15 protein-coding genes and 2 pseudogenes are annotated in these 16,597 nt (G+C 68.9%); 10 read left to right on the forward strand and 7 right to left on the reverse strand.

Annotated features, from left to right (window positions below):
- The first annotated feature begins 37 nt into the window (after positions 1 to 37).
- The gene (locus K7C20_RS35745) at positions 38 to 1,285 is read left to right on the forward strand and encodes an MFS transporter (RefSeq protein WP_030075370.1); all 1,248 of its coding nucleotides are present in this window, start codon (positions 38 to 40) and stop codon (positions 1,283 to 1,285) included.
- A gap of 124 nt (positions 1,286 to 1,409) precedes the next feature.
- Here K7C20_RS35745 and K7C20_RS35750 read toward each other — a convergent pair whose 3' ends face one another.
- The gene (locus tag K7C20_RS35750; protein WP_030075369.1) at positions 1,410 to 1,610 is read right to left on the reverse strand and encodes a DUF1918 domain-containing protein; all 201 of its coding nucleotides are present in this window, start codon (positions 1,608 to 1,610) and stop codon (positions 1,410 to 1,412) included.
- Positions 1,611 to 1,832: 222 nt separating this feature from the next.
- Between K7C20_RS35750 and K7C20_RS38710 the strand changes: the two are divergent.
- The 5 genes and pseudogenes from K7C20_RS38710 to K7C20_RS35775 form a co-directional block, all read left to right on the forward strand.
- A pseudogene (locus K7C20_RS38710) lies at positions 1,833 to 2,082 on the forward strand (RidA family protein); the annotation flags it as partial.
- Between the two features lie 196 nt (positions 2,083 to 2,278).
- Positions 2,279 to 3,178 carry an aminoglycoside phosphotransferase family protein gene (locus tag K7C20_RS35760; protein ID WP_030075368.1) on the forward strand — a complete coding sequence of 300 codons (900 nt, stop codon included), beginning with the start codon at positions 2,279 to 2,281 and terminating at the stop codon, positions 3,176 to 3,178.
- A gap of 196 nt (positions 3,179 to 3,374) precedes the next feature.
- A complete protein-coding gene (locus K7C20_RS35765) occupies positions 3,375 to 3,896 on the forward strand; it encodes a DUF4396 domain-containing protein (RefSeq protein WP_053209680.1) in 522 nt (173 codons plus the stop codon).
- 335 nt (positions 3,897 to 4,231) lie between these two features.
- On the forward strand, positions 4,232 to 4,669 hold the full coding sequence (locus K7C20_RS35770) for a MarR family winged helix-turn-helix transcriptional regulator (protein WP_030075365.1): 438 nt from the start codon (positions 4,232 to 4,234) through the stop codon (positions 4,667 to 4,669).
- Positions 4,669 to 6,216 carry an MFS transporter gene (locus tag K7C20_RS35775; RefSeq protein WP_063753819.1) on the forward strand — a complete coding sequence of 516 codons (1,548 nt, stop codon included), beginning with the start codon at positions 4,669 to 4,671 and terminating at the stop codon, positions 6,214 to 6,216. The genes K7C20_RS35770 and K7C20_RS35775 overlap by 1 nt, the downstream gene beginning before the upstream one ends.
- Before the next feature lie 222 nt (positions 6,217 to 6,438).
- Here K7C20_RS35775 and K7C20_RS35780 read toward each other — a convergent pair whose 3' ends face one another.
- Positions 6,439 to 7,266 carry a class I SAM-dependent methyltransferase gene (locus K7C20_RS35780; protein ID WP_053209610.1) on the reverse strand — a complete coding sequence of 276 codons (828 nt, stop codon included), beginning with the start codon at positions 7,264 to 7,266 and terminating at the stop codon, positions 6,439 to 6,441.
- A gap of 72 nt (positions 7,267 to 7,338) precedes the next feature.
- Between K7C20_RS35780 and K7C20_RS35785 the strand changes: the two genes are divergently transcribed.
- The gene (locus tag K7C20_RS35785) at positions 7,339 to 7,938 is read left to right on the forward strand and encodes a TetR/AcrR family transcriptional regulator (protein WP_030075361.1); all 600 of its coding nucleotides are present in this window, start codon (positions 7,339 to 7,341) and stop codon (positions 7,936 to 7,938) included.
- Positions 7,939 to 8,218: 280 nt separating this feature from the next.
- Here K7C20_RS35785 and K7C20_RS35790 read toward each other — a convergent pair whose 3' ends face one another.
- From K7C20_RS35790 to K7C20_RS35805, 4 genes and pseudogenes are all read right to left on the reverse strand, one after another.
- Positions 8,219 to 9,355 (reverse strand): carboxylate-amine ligase, encoded by a 1,137-nt coding sequence (locus tag K7C20_RS35790; protein ID WP_245171427.1) that lies wholly within the window; start codon positions 9,353 to 9,355, stop codon positions 8,219 to 8,221.
- Between the two features lie 329 nt (positions 9,356 to 9,684).
- Complete coding sequence (locus tag K7C20_RS35795) at positions 9,685 to 10,437, reverse strand: GNAT family N-acetyltransferase (protein WP_342452583.1); 753 nt, start codon at positions 10,435 to 10,437, stop codon at positions 9,685 to 9,687.
- A gap of 757 nt (positions 10,438 to 11,194) precedes the next feature.
- Positions 11,195 to 12,298: a tryptophan--tRNA ligase gene (gene trpS / locus K7C20_RS35800; RefSeq protein ID WP_078953390.1), complete on the reverse strand. Its 1,104-nt coding sequence runs from the start codon at positions 12,296 to 12,298 to the stop codon at positions 11,195 to 11,197.
- A gap of 520 nt (positions 12,299 to 12,818) precedes the next feature.
- Positions 12,819 to 13,341, reverse strand: a pseudogene (locus tag K7C20_RS35805) (N-acetyltransferase family protein).
- Positions 13,342 to 13,386: 45 nt separating this feature from the next.
- Between K7C20_RS35805 and K7C20_RS35810 the strand changes: the two are divergent.
- The 3 genes from K7C20_RS35810 (at position 13,387) to K7C20_RS35820 (ending at position 15,836) form a co-directional block, all read left to right on the forward strand.
- A complete protein-coding gene (locus K7C20_RS35810) occupies positions 13,387 to 14,013 on the forward strand; it encodes a helix-turn-helix domain-containing protein (RefSeq protein WP_063753818.1) in 627 nt (208 codons plus the stop codon).
- 501 nt (positions 14,014 to 14,514) lie between these two features.
- Positions 14,515 to 14,787: a DUF6355 family natural product biosynthesis protein gene (locus tag K7C20_RS35815; protein ID WP_030075356.1), complete on the forward strand. Its 273-nt coding sequence runs from the start codon at positions 14,515 to 14,517 to the stop codon at positions 14,785 to 14,787.
- 287 nt (positions 14,788 to 15,074) lie between these two features.
- Positions 15,075 to 15,836: a MerR family transcriptional regulator gene (locus K7C20_RS35820; RefSeq protein ID WP_030075355.1), complete on the forward strand. Its 762-nt coding sequence runs from the start codon at positions 15,075 to 15,077 to the stop codon at positions 15,834 to 15,836.
- A 408-nt stretch (positions 15,837 to 16,244) separates the two neighbouring features.
- Here the strand turns inward: K7C20_RS35820 and K7C20_RS35825 are convergent, their stop codons facing one another.
- On the reverse strand, positions 16,245 to 16,448 hold the full coding sequence (locus K7C20_RS35825; RefSeq protein ID WP_222892705.1) for a hypothetical protein: 204 nt from the start codon (positions 16,446 to 16,448) through the stop codon (positions 16,245 to 16,247).
- Positions 16,449 to 16,597: the final 149 nt, after the last annotated feature.

A 16,597-nucleotide genomic window follows, 5' to 3' on the forward strand; every position in this document is an offset into this window, starting at 1 on the left:
AAGGGCGACGGCGAGACGATGAGGGGGAGTGCTGGGAATGGGGGCCAGACGGTCGCTGGGGCGGCAGTTCGGGTGGCTGTGGGCGGCGTACACGGTCAGCACGTTCGGAACGCGGCTCGCGTTCGACGCGTTCCCCTTGATCGCGATCCTCGTCCTGCACGCCGGGCCGACCGAGGTGTCGGTGCTGGCGGCCGCGGGGCTGGCGGTGGGGGCGGCAGTGGCGGTGCCGCTCGGCCCGTGGGTGGAGTTCCGCCGCAAGCGACCCGTGATGGTCGCGATGGACCTGATCCGGTGCGCGGCGCTGTTGAGCGTCCCGGCCGCGTTCGCGCTCGGCGGGCTCAGCTTCGTCCAGCTCCTGGCCGTTTCGGTCATCGTCGTCGCGGCGGACATCACCTTCACCGCGGCCGGCGGCGCATGCCTGAAGGCACTCGTCAAGCCGCCGGACCTGCTCGTCGCGAACGGGCGGTTCGAGGCCACGAACTGGACCGCCACCGTGCTCGGACCGCCACTCGGCGGGGCCGCGATCGGGCTGTTCGGTCCGGTGGTGACCGTGGTGGCCGATGCGGTCAGCTACCTGCTCTCGGCAATGGGGATCCGGGCGATCGGCGGCAGGGAGCCGCGCTCTGCCCGCACCGACACACGGCCCCGCCCGCGGGCCGGCGACCTCCTCGACGGGTGGCGGTACATCCTGAGCCACCCGACGCTGCGCCCGCTGTTCTACAACACGATCCTGGTCAACAGCCTGATCATGGCGTCCCAGCCGCTGCTCGCCGTCCTCATGGTCGGGCACCTCGGGTTCGCCCCCTGGCAGTACGCCCTCGTCTTCGCAGTGCCCTGCCTCGGTGGCTTGCTCGGCTCACGGCTGGCCCGCCGACTGGTCGCGCGCTTCGGGCAGCACCAGGTCATGCTCACCGTCGGGGCGCTGCGCGCGTGCTGGCTGCTCGGGTTGGCCTTCATCCGCCCCGGCACTGCCGGGCTCGTGCTCGTGATGACCGTCGAGCTTGGACTGATCACGTGCATGGGCGTGTTCAACCCGGTGTTCAGCACCTACCGACTCGACCTGACAGAGTCGGACCGCGTCACCCGCACTCTGTCCGCCTGGTCGGTCACCAGCAAAGCCATCACCGCGGCCATGACCGGACTATGGGGCCTGCTGGCCGGCATCACCGGCCCCCGCACCGCGATCGCGATCGCCGGTCTTCTCCTCCTGGCAACCCCGCTCCTGCTTCCCCGACGCGACCACGCGCCGCAACACGGGCGAGAACTGGCCCCGGGCCGCACATGACACACCGCAGCGCGTGACGGTCCTCCTGGCCATCGTCACCTGTGACCGAGCGCCGTGGTCGGCGGGTTTCGCCCACCACGGCGCTCGCCCCACCCCTCGCTCAGCGAGGCGGCGGCGTTGGTGGTCAGGCAGGCCCGGATGCGCTGCGATGGTCAACCATGCAGTCCGGTCCCGGGCTCATGATGGTCTCGTGGCCATTTTCCGCCCTCACCCGGAAGGGCGGCGTCCCGTTCGGGCCGAGCACCTCGACGATCTCAACGACTCGATCGTGCTTGCCCACGACCCGACCATGCATCACGAGGCGGTCCCCTTTGGAGGCGTGCATCGTTGCGTCCCTTCCTGCCGTTTGCGACACCGCTGAACCTTCCGGCGTCACCCGATGTCGCAGAGCGTAATGGTTCGCGTACACAATGGAGGTGCCACTCGCGGTCGACGGTCACCCCCGGCTCGGTCGGCGCACCCCACGGCGCCAAGTTCTGGGCAGGCAGCCCGTTCGTCCGCCGCCTCAGGCTCGCGCCTCGGTCCCGCGCCGGCACCCCCCCGCGGATTGCCGGAAATCGACGCCTACCACCAGGTGTCGATCGTGACCGGATCGAAGCTGGCCTTCATCGCCGAGGCAGGTCGCCCGGGATGCCGAGGGGGCCGCCGTCGGCGAAGGTGACCTCGCCGCTCAGGTCGAGCAGTGCTACCTCAACATCGGCACCGCACTGGCCGAAGTCGGAGGCTGCTTCGACGGCATGGCGAAAATTACCGTCCACGTCGTCGACTGGACCCCCGGCAAGATGCCCCTGTTCCTGGGATCACCGACTGAACAGGTGCTCTGCGCCCAGCACTTGCACGTCACCTGGGGCCCTCGAACGGTGCCGGGCCTGCGGGGGCTCCGCCCTGGCCGAGACGCGGGACAGCACAGCCAACGGCAGATATATGCGTTGACGGGTGAGGCTCCGGACCGTTTCATCAAAGCCGGTTGTTCACTCCGTCAGGAAGGTGCCCATGGGCACTCGCAAGATGCATGCCGACGAGGCGCATATCGACACGTCGTCGGTGCGCGCGCTGCTCGGCGCGCAGTTCCCGCACTGGGCGGAACTTCCCCTCGCCCGGGTCGAGTCCGCCGGCACCTCCAACGCCATGTTCCGGCTCGGCGAGGATCTGGTCGCGCGCTTCCCCCGCATCGCCGGAGCCGTCGGCGACGTGGCGAAGGAGCACCAGTGGCTGTCCCGGCTCGCCCCGCACCTTCCGGTCGCCATCCCCGTACCGCTCGGCAAGGGAGCGCCGGGGGAGAGCTATCCCTGGCCCTGGTCCGTCTACCGCTGGATCCACGGCGAGACCCCGACCGCCGGGCGCACCGCCGAACCCCGCCTGCTCGCCAGGGATCTGGCGGAGTTCATCGCCGCACTTCACCGGGTCGACCCCACGGACGGGCCCCCGTCCTATCGCAGCGAAGCGTTGGCGGCACGAGACGCGGGGACACGCGCCGCGATCGGGAGAGTGCGCGACATCGTCGACGCCGACGCCGCTACCGCCGCCTGGGAGGCGGCCCTGACGGCCCCGGCATGGCCCGGCCCGCCCGTCTGGATCCACGCGGATCTGCAACCCGGCAATCTGCTGACCGTCCGTGGACGCCTCAGCGCCGTCATCGACTTCGGCTGCCTGGGCCTGGGGGACCCCGCCGTAGACCTGATCGCGGCGTGGTACCTGCTGCCGGCGGACGCGCGCGGGATCCTCCGCGCGGTCGCTAAGGCCGATGACGCGAGCTGGGCACGGGGGCGCGGTTGGGCGTTGTCGATCGCGCTCGATGAACTCTGGTACTACCGGGATACGAACCCGGTCATGGCGGGCATCGCGCGGTACGTCATCGACCAAGTCCTCACCGATCACCAGCACGCCGGGTGAGTCGGTCAGCCGCGCTCCACTTGGGGCAGCGTCATCATCCGGGCCTTGATCAACCCGGCCGATGCCATCGCCACCTCCCACCCCTCTTGTCGCCCCACCCCTCTCGTTCAACTCGAAAGGTACCCCCAGCGGGTATAGGTTTTTGGGCGTGGGTCGCAGGAACGGACCACACTGGACGGGAAGGGGGATGACGGTCATGGACCACGCCGCACATCACACGCGCACCGCTCACGACCGTGCCGCGCACGAGACACCCGCCGACCAGGGCGGGCGCCGGCCGGGCGGAGCGACCTGGGGAGCCGCCGCGAAGGCGACACTGCACTGCCTGACCGGGTGCGCCATCGGCGAGGTCCTCGGCATGGTCATCGGCACCGCCCTGATGTGGGGCAACGTGGCGACCATGATCCTGGCGATCGCCCTGGCCTTCGTCTTCGGCTACTCCTTCACCCTGTTCGCGGTGCGCACGGCCGGCCTGGACTTCAAGGCCGCCGTCAAGGTGGCGCTGGCAGCCGACACCGTCTCCATCGTGGTGATGGAGCTCGTCGACAACGGCATCATCGCCCTGGTCCCCGGCGCCATGGACGCGCACCTTTCCGACACCCTGTTCTGGACGTCGCTGTTGGGCGGGTTCGCCATCGCCTTTCTGCTCACCACCCCGGTCAACAAGTGGATGATCGGCCGCGGCATGGGGCACGCCGTCGTTCACGCATACCACTGACCGAGACGAGACCGTCGGCCGAAAGCGGGCGGTGGCCCTGTGCAGGTCGCCGGGCGCGGGCGCGGCAGGTATCGCAGTGGCCTGAGCAGTGTTGGCGGATCTCTCCGTGGGTCCTCCACTAGCGCACTGTTTTTCGGTTTTGGCTGCACCGGCCGTTGAGCGGGGAGCGCGGACGTGGGGGTGCCCTGGCCGCCGTCCGGGGCGGTCACCTCGGCGTGCCGGCGGCAAGAAGGGCAGCCCTCGACAGGTCACGCCCAAGTGCACCCTGACACGCTTCCAGGCAATTTATGAAAGCTGGGTTGAAGATCTGAACTGTGAAAGCTAGCTTTCCCATCATGGTGGACGCACTGAACGTGAACGCGGTTGGCTCGGCGCTTCAGGCGAGTCTCGGTCTGTTCGTACGACGGCTTCGCCAGCCGGTCCAGGGCGAGCTCACGCTTCCTGAGGTGTCGGTCCTCTCGCGCCTGGAGCGGGCCGGGTCGGCCACGACGAGCGATCTGGCCAGGGCCGAGCAGATCACGCCGCAGGCAATGGGGATGACGCTCGCCGGGCTCGAAGGGCGCGGCTTGGTGGAACGCCGACCCGATCCCGCTGACGGTCGGCGGGTGGTCATGTCGATGACCAGGGACGGGCAGCGGGCGCTGCGGGACAGGCGCAGCGCCCGGGCCGAGCAGCTGGCGGAGGCCCTCGCTGCCGGCGGGTTCACCCGCGCCGAGCTGGAGACCCTGATGGCGGCGGCGCCGCTGATCGAACGGCTTGGCGAGAGCCTGTGATGCCCACGCCGCCCGGCACTTCGCGCACCACGCACGCGTTCTCCTGGCGGTTCGTGACGCCGCTGCTCACCGGCTCGGCGATCAACGCGATCAACAGCTCGCTCATCGCGACCGCGCTGGTGCCGATCGCGGCTGCCGTCCATGTCTCGGTGGGGCGGACCGCGGTGCTGGTGTCGGCGCTGTACCTGGCCAGTGCGGTTGCCCAGCCGATGGGCGGGAAGCTGGCGGAGGAGTTCGGGCCGCGCCGGGTGTTCCTGGTCGGCGTCCTGATCGTCCTGGCAGGCGGGACCGTGGGCGGGGTGGGGCAGAACCTGACCGGCCTGGTCGTGGCCCGGGTGCTGATCGGGGTGGGCAGCTCCGCCGTCTACCCTTCGGCGATGCTGCTCATCCGCCGCCGGGCAGCGGCCGCCGGGTTGGACGCGCCGCCGGGGGGCGTGCTCGGGAGTTTGATGATCGCCGGTGCGGCCACGTCCGCCCTCGGCCTTCCGCTCGGCGGCGTGCTGGTGGACGCCTGGGGGTGGCGGACCACGTTCTTCATCAACCTCCCCTTCGCGCTACTGGCCCTGGCCATGGCCCTCTTCTGGATTCCTTCCGACCTCCCGGTCGAGGGGCCGCGAACGTTTCGGGAGGTCGCGGCGCGCCTCGACGTGGCGGGCATCGTCGGCTTCGGCGGGGCGATGGCAGCCCTGTTGGTGTTCCTGATGGGACTGCCGCACCCCGACTGGATCGCGCTCGGCCTGGCCGTCCTGGCCGGTACGGGGCTCGTGTGGTGGGAGCTGCGGGCGAGCCGCCCGTTCTTCGACGTACGCCTGCTGGGCACGAACCTGGCGCTCACCCGCACGTATCTGCGCTTCGCCCTGGCGGGGCTGTGTGTCTATACCGTCCTCTATGGCCTCACCCAGTGGCTCCAGGCCGGTCGGGGCATGTCCTCCGAGAAGGCCGGGTTGCTCCTGCTGCCCATGAGCGCGCTCTCCGCCCTGCTCGTCCGGCCGATCTCACAACGGAATCTCGTCCGCATGCCGCTTGTCGTCGCGGCCGTGTCCTGTCTGGCCGCTTCTGCCGGGGTGCTGGCGCTCACCACGAGCACCCCGATCGCCTGGATCGTGGTCATCACCCTGGTCTTCGGCATCACCCTGGGCACGACCATCAGCGCCAACCAGACGGCCCTGTACACCCAGGTTGCAGCCGATCAGATCGGTACTGCTGCGGGGCTGTTCCGGACTTTCGGCTTCCTCGGCTCGATCGCTTCGTCCGCGCTGATCTCCATCGTGTTCCACACTCAGGTCAACGATCATCGCCTGCACGTGATTGCCCTGATCATGGTCATCGTCAGCGTCCTGGGACTGCTCATCGTGGTCACGGACGGCAGGATCATGACCCAGGCTCCGGTGCGACGAGACGACCCGCCGGCCGGGCAACCACGTCGTCCCGACCACGACGGAGAGATGCCCGCCGGTTCGGACCGTGACACCGACCCTCGACGCGCCGGGACCGGCACTCAGATCTCCGGCAGCCGGCAACAACCAGGCGGGGGTGAGAGTCTGTGACCGTCGGCCCAACTGCCAGGCTGTGACAAGGTGTTCACGTGACCGCAGCCGCAGCCGGACGGGGTGGCTGGGGAGGGGCCGAGCTGCCGGGTGGCGCCGAAGGTCCGCCCGGCTGAGGACGGCCTCCCGCCCCTGCGCGCCGCCGAAGTCGACGAGGACGAGGAGGAGTGATGACCGGCGCAGGCCCGCGTCAGCCCAGCAGGCAGAGACCGCGATGACAGGTCAGGCGGCATGGGTTCGTGTCGCGGTGACCACGAGGGTGGTGTAGCTCATGGTGAAGCTGCCTCCGAACGCGTCGATGGCGGCGCCGATGCCCGCCAGCGCCTCCGCCAGCTCGGCCGGAGGGACCTGGGCGCGGAGGCCGGTAGTGGGCAGCTGGTCCAGCCACTCGTCCCGGGTGTAGGGCCGCTCCCAGTCGAATCGCCACTCCTCCGGCTCGCCGAACGCGCCCACCTCCCGGATGCCGTCGGCTGCCCTGGTGCACAACACCGAGTACCCGTCCGAAGCGGTCGTCGATTGTCGGGAAGCAAGCGCGTCGGGCAGCACCCGGCGGTAGACCTCGGAGAACGCTTCGGCCACGTCGGGCGGCGGTTGGCCCGCGTTCCAGAACACCGCAAGCCGGCCACCGGGCCGCAGCGCCTCGGCCGCCTTTGCCGCGCCCGCGACCGGGTCCACCCAGTGCCAGGCCTGCCCGGAGACGACGGCATCGAATAGCCGGTCGGCAGGGTTCCAGGCCTCGAACGCCGCCACCTCGACCTGGAGCCCGCGCTCCTTCGACCACTCGGCCATCCGCGCGTCGACCTCGACTCCGAGCACCCCGCAGCCGGCCGCCTGGAACTGCCGGGCCGCTATGCCGGTACCGATGCCGACATCCAGGACGTCGGCGGCCCCGGGGGTTCCGGCCACGATCCGCTCCACCATTGCGTCGGGGTAGCGGGGCCTGGCCCGGTCGTAGCGTTCGGGGTCCGAGCCGAACGACTCCGCCATTTGTCGGGCTTGATGGGGTTCGAGTTCGGAGAGGCGTGCTCGCTCCGGAGGTATGGTGGGCATGTGCCCACTATTAGTGGGCACATGCCCACTCGTCAACCGGGTGGGGCCGAGCAAGGAATGGAGGAATGCACAGTGCCGACGGGTGTGGCCATCCACGATGCGCGCGACCAGCTGTTCGACGCCGCGGAGCGCGTCCTGCTCCGGGACGGGCCGAGCGCGCTGACCAGCCGGGCGGTCACCACCGAGGCAGGCTGCGCCAAGGGAGTCCTGCACCGGCACTTCGCCGACTTCGACGCCTTCCTCGCCGAGCTCGTGCTCGACCGCATCGCCCAACTCGACGACCAGGGCGCGGCCTTGCGCAAATCCGCCGGGACCGGCACTGTCACCGGCAACCTGGCCAGCGCGCTGACGGACCTCTTCGGGTCGGTCGCGGTGGCGATCGTCGGCCTCGTCACCTCCCGTGATGGCCTGCGCGCCCGGCTGCGCCAGGCCAGGCCGACCGGCATCCCGGTCCTGACGGACGCTGCGGCCATGATCGCCTCCTACCTCACCACCGAACGTGAGCTGGGCCGCGTCGCGGCCGATGCCGACGTCGACACCCTCGCTCCCACGCTGATCGGAGCCGGGCACCTGCTGTTCGCCGACCGGACAGGCACCCCGCCGGAGGCTGGAGCCATCCGCAATGTCGTGAGCACGGTCATCGCCGGCGTCGTGCAAGAACCGCTGCGATGAACGGCCGCGGCAAGTCCGGACCCGGGTGATCGGGACCAGCGCGCGGAAGAGCTCCGAGCACCTACCCGTACGGGTAGGCACGCCCCACCCACGACGCCGCCCCTGCCCATGACGCTTCGGGGCACCGGCTTTGCGGCCCCGCCCAGGCAGCCGGTCCTCTCACCAACTGCACCGCTCCGGGACACCCCGAAAACAGGATCCCCGGCCGGGTTGGAGCAAGTTGCTCCAACTGGGCCCCGCATCGCAGATCTCCTGGTCCATCAAGTGGGAGCAAAACGCATCACGGCTCCAGCGCCAACTTGCGGCCTTTCTTTGGCTCTCCTGCGAGAACTGTGCCGGTATCACTTCCGGCTTGTCGCCCGTTACGCAAGGCGTCGGCCAGGAGGTGTTCGACCTCCTCCCAGTCGCCGGTTTCGCGCAGAGCGGGGTGGAGGGCGATCAGCAACTCCTGGGCCAGATCGGCCGCGAGGGTCTGGTGGCCGCTGTGGGGATGGAGGGCCGGGCCCCTGATGCCGTGGCGGGCCGCGGTCCACAGGGCCGCTGCCAGCAACTGGTCGTCGTGGCGGCTGCGGTGTTGATGGGTGGCGGGGCCGTTCAGGGCGGTGTGGACCAGTGCCCGCGACAAGCCGGCTTGGAGTACGGCTCCGTCCACGGTGGGACTGACGTCGGCGACCCGGATTTCGACGGTGGGCAGGCGACGGGAGGGCCGGGCCAGCCAGTAGGCGTTGGCCCCGGCAGGCAGCACGCCACTCCGGTGGAGGGCGGCGAGCGTCTCCTCGTAATGGTCGACGGAGGTGAAGTGGGGTGGCATCTGTGTGGTCGGCCAACGGGAGAGGGCGATGGTGCGCCAACTCGCGTAGCCGGTGTCGATGCCGTTGTGGAAGGCGGAGTTGGCCGACAGCGCGAGCAACGTCGGCAGCCAAGGACGCAGGTGGTTGTTGGCTGTGACCGCTTGGCCCTTGTCCAGCGTGCCGACATGGACGTGGCAGCCGCAGGTCTCCGTCTCGGCGACCAGATGCCCGTACATCCGCTGCATGCTCTCGTAGTGCTCGGTCGGCGAAACGTGTCTCGGTGCGGCGGGGGAGGGGCGAACCCCCAGGGCCAGGAGGCGAACGCCTTCCTCCCTGGCCGCTTGGGCGAGACGGTTACGGGCGCCGGTCAGCTGGCGGCGCACCTGGGCGAGGCTGGTGCAGATGCCGGTGGCGGATTCGGCCATCGACGTGAGCAGTTCGCCGTGCAGGGTGCTGCCGTCGCCCGGGGAGGGCAGCTTCGCGGCGTGGGCCAGAACGGCGTCGGCGTACGGGACCGGCTGGCCGGTGTCCTCGTGGACGAGCTGGAACTCCTCTTCGACCCCCAACGTCAACGGGAAGCCACGAGGCGGGGGGTGGGAGGTCGGCAGTCCCGCGTTGCTCGTCACCCGACTGTCCCCCTGCCCCTCTGCTCATAGGGGGCCGAAGACGTCAACGCACCGTCAGCCCCTCGGCCGGGCACCTCACCGTGCCTGCCCGTCCGCCGCATACCTTGCCGTTGCCCCATGCAGCCCCCAGTCGCCCGCCAGACGGACGGCTACGATGCGCAGCCTCACGAAGGCATGACGCTACGACGACTGGGTGCCTGCACGGGAGCAGGATTCCGGACGTCACGATCACACATTCCGCCAAACCGTCATGGCGCGTCGAGGCCAATGCGGACACCTCGAGGAACGCGTCAGCCGGGAGCGGTGCGCGTCGTCACCGGCCGAACCGGTCAGCCCCAGGTCATGACGATCTCGCGCTCGAACACGGTGTACCCGGCACGTGCGAAGGCAGCCGCCATGGGGGTATTGCCCACGTCCGTGGACGCCCGGATGCGCTCCGGCTCCGTGGTGGCCAGAACACGCGTGCCCTCGGCGAGGATCTCGTCGATGTAGCGCTGGCCGCGGTGCTCAGCCAGGACGCCGATGTACGCGATGATCGGGCGGTACTGGTTCCGCGCAGCGATCACCAGCCCCACCGGTTCGCCGCTGTCAGGGATGGTGGCGACCCGCCACCAGTCGCGTGGGCTGGTGTAGTGGACGAACTCATCGTCAACAGTCGGGCGCCGAGCTGCTCCACGACGGCCAGTCGACCGTCGACAGCGGTGCGCACCGCCGGTCGTCGCGCCAGTCGGGTGGCAGGAACCGGGTGTACTTGGGAGGCGTGGTGCCCTTGGGAACGACCGCGGCCAGGGCGGACCGGAGCAGCGCGGCACCGGTCGACTCGTGCCCGGCAGGTAGTCGAAGACGTCGAGGAGAAAGGGACTTGTGTCCCTGGGCCGACACCACCAGGCGACTCGGGCCAGCAACTTCCCCTCGTCATCGAGGGCGATCCAGGTCCGATCCCGGCGGCGGCGCCCAGAAACGAGATACCCGGCCACTTCGTGGTTGAAGACGTACGGAATCTGGTTGAAGAGTTCGACCTCGTCCGACCCGGTGATGGGGCGGAAAACCTGCTTGGTCGGTAGTGCGGGTACTACATTCATGGAACGCTCCGTAATGAGGTGCGTCCGGCCGCTCCGGGGTCAGCGCTGCTGAGCGTCCCAGGAGGGGCCGAGCACGACGAAGGTGCGGGTCATCTGCTCGTCCTCCCTTCGGGTCTGTCGGATCGGTCCGTAGTTCTACCGCCCGGCTTTATCGGTGGCAATTCATTTTCCAGGGCCGCGGGAGAGGCGGAATCACGGACGTCGCCTCGGGCGGCAGTTGTCCGGGATCGATCGGCGTGGATGCGCTCGATGGGCCGGTGCCGGCTCGTCTGGATCAATGCCTTCACGCTCTTCCGCGTGTGCGGTCCGGCTGTAGTTGCCGATGACGGGCGGTGGCCGGCGGGAAGTGTTATGTCGGCGACGTCTTCCACATCCGCAGCCCCCGTCCGCCGCTCATGCCCGAGCAGGAGTGCCCGGGTCGGAACGCCACAAGGGCCCCCGCCTTCATGAGGCGGGGGCCCTTGTGTGTGGAGCGCCCGGCAGGCCTTGCACCTACATTTCCCGCCGGCTGGCGGGCGTCTTTCCTTGGACCACAGACGCGTGACGTGACTCCGTGCGGTGTGCCGGAGTTACGTCATGATCATACAGGACCTGCGGGCCAGCGTGTCGCCCAGCAGGCAGCAGGCAGCAGGCAGCAGGCCGCGGGCCGCGAGCCAGATGGTTCGTCAGTCGGCAGGGCCTGCCCAGCAGGCCTGAGCAGGCCCGGTGAGATGAGGCAGCCGGCTGCCGGCAACCCCGCCAGTGTGGCGATGCGCTGTCAGTAGTGGTTGTTCATAGCCTGACGTACTTCGTTGCGGGTGGCCTCGGCGATCGTGTTGGCGCGTTCATTGCCCTGGCGCAGTACTTGGCGGAGGTAGCCGCGGTCCTGGGCGTATTGAGCGCGGCGGGCTCGGATCGGCGCAAGGTATTCGTTGACTGCCTCGGTGACGCACTTCTTCAAAGCGCCGGCTCCTGCAGGGCCGATGTCGTCCGCGACCTCGTGCGGGGAGCGGTCTTGGCAGAGGGCGGCCAGAAGCACGAGGGATGACACCTCGGGGCGGTTGGCCGGGTCGTAGGTGATGTGTCGCTCGGAGTCAGTTTTGGCGCCCCGCAGCAGTCGGGCGGTCTCGTCGGCGTCGGCGGCCAGCGTGACGGCGTTGCCGCGGCTCTTGCTCATCTTGCCGCCGTCGGTGCCGAGCAGGAGGGGGGCTCGTGAGAGCAGAGCCTCCGGCTCGGGGAACACGGAGTGCCCTTGGCCGTAGCGGTCGTTGAAGCGGCGGGCGACGGTCCGGGTGAGTTCGAGGTGGGGGAGTTGGTCCTGCCCGACGGGAACGAGATTTGCCTTGCAGAAGAGGATGTCGGCTGCCTGATGGACCGGATAGGTGAACATCAGGCCGCTGACGGAGGACTGCCGTGAGTGGGTGATCTCGTCCTTGACGGTGGGATTGCGGCGGAGCTCGGCGACCGAGACCAGGCTGAGGAAGGGCAGCAGGAGCTGGTTGAGGGCGGGGATGGCGCTGTGCGTGAAGATAGTGGCCCGGGCCGGGTCGATGCCGACGGCGAGGTAGTCCAGCACCAGTTCTTCGACGTGCCCGGTGAGGTTGTCGGCCACGTCCCGGTCGGTCAGGACCTGGTAGTCCGCGATGAGTACGAACATCTCGACCCCGAGATCCTGCAGGCGGACGCGGTTGTGGAGCGTTCCGAAATAATGGCCGAGGTGAAGCTGACCGGTCGGACGGTCCCCGGTCAGCACACGGAATCGTCCCGGCTCTTTTCTGATCTGCTTCTCCAGCACCTCGCTGCGGGCTCGCGCGGCGGATGTCCCGAGCGCGTCGGCCGGAGCTGCGCCGGAGGGGAGGGTGCTTTCGGTGGCGTGCGGCATGCGGTTCACGAGTTCTCCTGGTGGTGAGTGCCGCCGTCAGGACGGCGCATCCCGGTCCAGGGAACGCAAACGGGCCGTCCATCCGAACGGCCCGGTCGTGGCTGAAGGGTGGCCGCTCCTACGAGGAGCGCCACCAGCTCAGATACGACGAACGATGCATGCGACAACGATAACCCGTCATGTCCGAGCTCTGCAGCACCTGCCAGTGATTCCAGCCGCAGCACCCAAAGCGGCAGCGGGTTTGGCTGGCCGATGATGGCGGATGGCGGATGGCGGATGGCGGATGGCGAGGGGGAGGGGGTAGTCGATTTCCAAGTCGGACCGGACCCAGGCCAGTTCGGGGCGGCCTCTCGTTCCTCCGCAGCGAAGTGGCCTGCCCGCGCGACCGTGACACTGCCTGTCCTCGGCTGTTCTTAGCTGGTGCTCCGTAGCGACTGGGCGATAAGGGCGCGCCGTAGGCGATGCCCACAGCGCTCCGGGGATGCGGACACGGGCGTCTGATCGCTTCGTGCGTTCGGGTTCATTCCTTCTGGTCTGCGGTCAGCGCCCGCTGCATCAGTACCGTGTCGATTGAGCGGCCGTGTTTGTGTCCGACGCCGGTCAGCCGGCCGGCGTGGGTGAAGCCGAAGCGCTCGTGGCAGCGCGGTGGAGGCGTCGCTTCCGGTGTCGATGACAGCGATCATCTGGCGCATGCCCGCCTGGACACATCCGGTCAACACGGCGCCGAGCAGTGCGCTGCCCACCCCTCGGCCCGTCAGATCTGGGGCGAGATAGATCGAGTCCTCCACGGTGTACCGGTAGGCCGGCTTGGGGCGCCAGGGGCCGGCGTAGGCGTACCCGGCCACCTCGCCGTTCAGTTCGGCGACCAGAAAGGGCAGGCCCCGGCCAGTGAGATCGTCGAAACGCTGCCGCCATTCCGTGGCGGTCGGCGGGGTCCCCTCGAAGGTGATCACGGTGTGGGTGACGTAGTGCGTGAAGATTTCGCTCACGGCCTTCAGATCTGCAGGGACGGCGGGGCGAACAATCGCCGCGGGAACTGTCACGGCAGGCTCATTTCTCTATAGCGAAGCTTTGTCCACTATGGAGGAATGCTGGATCTTGCGGTATTGGGTATGCGCATCCAGGCGTTGCGCCACGATCGGAAGCTGACCCTTCAGCACCTGGCTGAAGCGGCAGACGTGAGCGTGAGCATGCTGTCCTCGGTCGAGCGCGGGCAGAAGGCGCCCACGATCGTGGTTCTGGCCCGCATTGCGGATGGCCTCGGCGTGCCTCTCGCCGAACTCGTGACCCAGCCCGACGACAGTCAGCTCATCGTGCGCCGTGCCGCCGACCAGGAGAGCGTCGACGAACCCGGAGGATGGCGGCGGACGGCCCTTACACCGGTCGTGCCGGGCGTGCACTTCGAGTGGATCCACACGACCCTGCCGCCGAACTGCGACGCCGGCAGCTTCCCCGCATACGCCCCGGGGTCCCACGAGTACATCGTCGTCCGATCCGGCACCCTGCGGCTGACCATCGCCGACACGTCCGTCCGCCTGCACGCGGGTGACTCGGCCTACTTCGCCGCAGACGTCACCCACGCCTACGCCAATGAGGGCTCCGAGCCGTGCACGTACTACGTTGCCGCACTCATCATGCGTCCCCGCGCAGCCCAGGCACGCGCACGCGAAGGGGAGCGCGGTGGCAACAGCCGCGAAAAACCGAAGAGCCGCTGACCAGCATGCCTACGGGCCGGAGCGCCGATCGGCCTTCCTGACTCACTTGTCGGACGCCGATGTCTTCGGCGTCTGCAACACCTCCTGCCGCCATGCCTCCAGGACAAGGTCTGGGGCCACGGCCCCGGCGAGGGGCCCTGGGAGGTCTACGTTGTCAAGGCGACGCCGACCAGCTGGGCAAGAGCGACGTCCGCAACCCGCATTGAATCCCACGGGCCACCCTTGAGAGCGACCGTGACGTGAGCCGCCTGAACCGCCGCCTGAACTGCCGCCTTACCAAACACCCCCACCAGGACCAACCGCTCGCTAAATCTGCAAATCTGCTTCCACCCCGAAGGCAGGAGATAAAACGATTCGCCGGGTGAACGGTGCGACGTTTGGCCACCAGGGAGGGGCAGCATGGCCATCCTTGGGCGGGTATCCAACTCATCAGGAAGAACGCGCTCTCACGAGCGCTTCCTTCCTTGGCCAAGGAGTTCTCCCTTGCGTGTTCGTCGTATGGTGACCAGCGCCCTCGGTTCCGCTGCCCTCGTCCTGACCTCCCTGGGCGCGGTGACCGCTGCCGCGAGCCCCGCGGCTGCCGACCCGTGTGGCTTTTACAAGACCGGCTCCGACGCCTTCTACAACCACTGCACCGCGGACCGTTCGCAGGTCGTGATCAAAGTCGAGGTCGCGCGGGCGCCCGACTACGAGTGGTGCGTCGGGCCGGGCAGGACTTGGCTGGGCTCTGCCCACAAGATTCAGGGTGCCCACTACACCGGCCGCACCTGCTGACGAGCGTCGTTCTGAAGGACCGGATGGAGTGCCGTCGTAGTGCCTGTCTACCGGGACAGGCACTACGACCAGCGTGTTCTGCGCAGTGTCGCCATCGAGAAGGGAGGACAGCGGCGCAGGCCGCGCAGGGCCAGGGGCTCCGTGTCCCCCTCCCGTTCCTGACACCAGGACGTCGTTCTGGTCCACACGGTCGGTCCTGGGCTTGAAACTGCCGTAGCGGCAGCTCCTACCGTACTGACCAGGGCCGGAGAGACCGGCCCGGTGAAGCATTCGTGAGGGAGGCAGCGATGGCCTGGCCGACCGCGGAGGTCGCCCGGATGTCGGGCGTGACGGCCCGTACGCTGCGGCACTACGACGAGATCGGCCTGCTGCCGCCGGCCCGGGTCGGCAGCAATGGCCACCGCTACTACGAGGAAAGCCAGTTGCTGCAACTCCAGCAGATCCTCGTACTGCGGGCGCTGGGCATGGGACTGCCCGAGATCAGCCGGATCCTGGCCGCACAGGTCGATGAGCTGGAGGCCCTGCGCAGCCACCACCGGCGGCTGCTCGCGGAGCGGGACCGGCTTGATGTCCTGGCCGGCACTGTCTCCCGCACGATCACCGAACTGGAGCGATCCAGGATGGACGGCAGACCCATGACGAGCATCAACCGGCCGGAAAACCTGTTCGAGGGCGTCCGGCCCGCCCAGTACCGCGAGAGCCTGCGTGACTTCCCGGAGCTGGCCGAGGCCATCGAGCGGCGCACCTCGACAATGGGCGAGGCCGAGATCGAGGCCGGGCACCGCGAGCGTACGGCACAGATGATCCGGCTGGCCGAGCTGCTGGGCGCCGATACGCCCGCCGATGCCGAAGCGGTGCAGGCCGAGTCCGATGCCCAGTACCGGGCGCTGGCCGAGCTCCGAGCGGTCTCCGCCGAGGAGTATCGCGCGATCGGGCGTGGCTGTGTGGAAAACGAGCAGTGGCGCGCGGTGTACGAAGCGATCGCGCCGGGCCTGGCCGAATATCAGAGGGATGCCATCGAGGCGTACGCCACTACCCGGCTGAGCTGAGCCGGACCGGGCCGCAACCGGGGAACGAGCCCGCGGTGGCGGCCCCTCCGGACCGGCGGCTATGCCAGTTCTGTCGCCAGGCCCCCCGCTGCCTGACGACAGGCCCGGCCGTCCGGTGCTGTCCGCGCTCGCGCACATCGAACAGCGAACAGCGACATCGGCCTCGAGCTGCATTCATGGCCCCCACTCTGCCGTGAGCGATGGCTGGAGTGGTGGAGACAAGATGCTTGGTGACGGCGCGCAGCGAGATCAGTGGCGAACATCTACCGAACTCAGACAGACGACTGAGACGGCAGTAGCGGTGGCAGCGACAGAATTCGATGTGAACGTGAACGTGAACGTGAACGCGGACGTGGACGTGGACGTGGATGCGGGCGTGGTGGTGGTCGGCTTGGGGGCGAGGGGCTCTCATACGGCCTGAAGGCTCGCCGAGCGCGGGGCCCAGTTGGTCGGAGTCGAGCAGTTCTCATCGAGCCATGACCCCCGGTGCTTCTCCCACGAAGCCACGGTGCCGCAGGCGCCGACGGCGTGAAGGTCGGCCCAGGCCACGACGACCACACCACAACCGTCGACCCGGACCGAGTCGACCGCCGCATCAGCGGCACGGACCACGCACGCACTGACCTGTGAGTTCGTGAGCAAAGCCCTTGCGTGGCTCAGCCCGACCCCATCCGCTTGACCACCTGCATGGCTCCCCACAGCCCCGACGGCAAGTTCATCATCCGCTGTCCCTATGGGGACCAAGGGCGTCGAGGTGGTCC

Source organism: Streptomyces decoyicus (genome assembly GCF_019880305.1).
In the GTDB taxonomy this organism is placed as follows: domain Bacteria; phylum Actinomycetota; class Actinomycetes; order Streptomycetales; family Streptomycetaceae; genus Streptomyces; species Streptomyces decoyicus.

What these genes read in the sequence shown, in the direction of transcription:
- K7C20_RS35745 (WP_030075370.1), top strand. Translation starts at nt 38, where the DNA reads ATGGGGGCCAGACGGTCGCTGGGGCGGCAGTTCGGGTGGCTGTGGGCG.
- K7C20_RS35750 (WP_030075369.1), bottom strand. Translation starts at nt 1,610, where the DNA reads ATGCACGCCTCCAAAGGGGACCGCCTCGTGATGCATGGTCGGGTCGTG.
- K7C20_RS35760 (WP_030075368.1), top strand. Translation starts at nt 2,279, where the DNA reads ATGGGCACTCGCAAGATGCATGCCGACGAGGCGCATATCGACACGTCG.
- K7C20_RS35765 (WP_053209680.1), top strand. Translation starts at nt 3,375, where the DNA reads ATGGACCACGCCGCACATCACACGCGCACCGCTCACGACCGTGCCGCG.
- K7C20_RS35770 (WP_030075365.1), top strand. Translation starts at nt 4,232, where the DNA reads ATGGTGGACGCACTGAACGTGAACGCGGTTGGCTCGGCGCTTCAGGCG.
- K7C20_RS35775 (WP_063753819.1), top strand. Translation starts at nt 4,669, where the DNA reads ATGCCCACGCCGCCCGGCACTTCGCGCACCACGCACGCGTTCTCCTGG.
- K7C20_RS35780 (WP_053209610.1), bottom strand. Translation starts at nt 7,266, where the DNA reads ATGCCCACCATACCTCCGGAGCGAGCACGCCTCTCCGAACTCGAACCC.
- K7C20_RS35795 (WP_342452583.1), bottom strand. Translation starts at nt 10,437, where the DNA reads ATGAATGTAGTACCCGCACTACCGACCAAGCAGGTTTTCCGCCCCATC.
- trpS (WP_078953390.1), bottom strand. Translation starts at nt 12,298, where the DNA reads ATGCCGCACGCCACCGAAAGCACCCTCCCCTCCGGCGCAGCTCCGGCC.
- K7C20_RS35810 (WP_063753818.1), top strand. Translation starts at nt 13,387, where the DNA reads ATGCTGGATCTTGCGGTATTGGGTATGCGCATCCAGGCGTTGCGCCAC.
- K7C20_RS35820 (WP_030075355.1), top strand. Translation starts at nt 15,075, where the DNA reads ATGGCCTGGCCGACCGCGGAGGTCGCCCGGATGTCGGGCGTGACGGCC.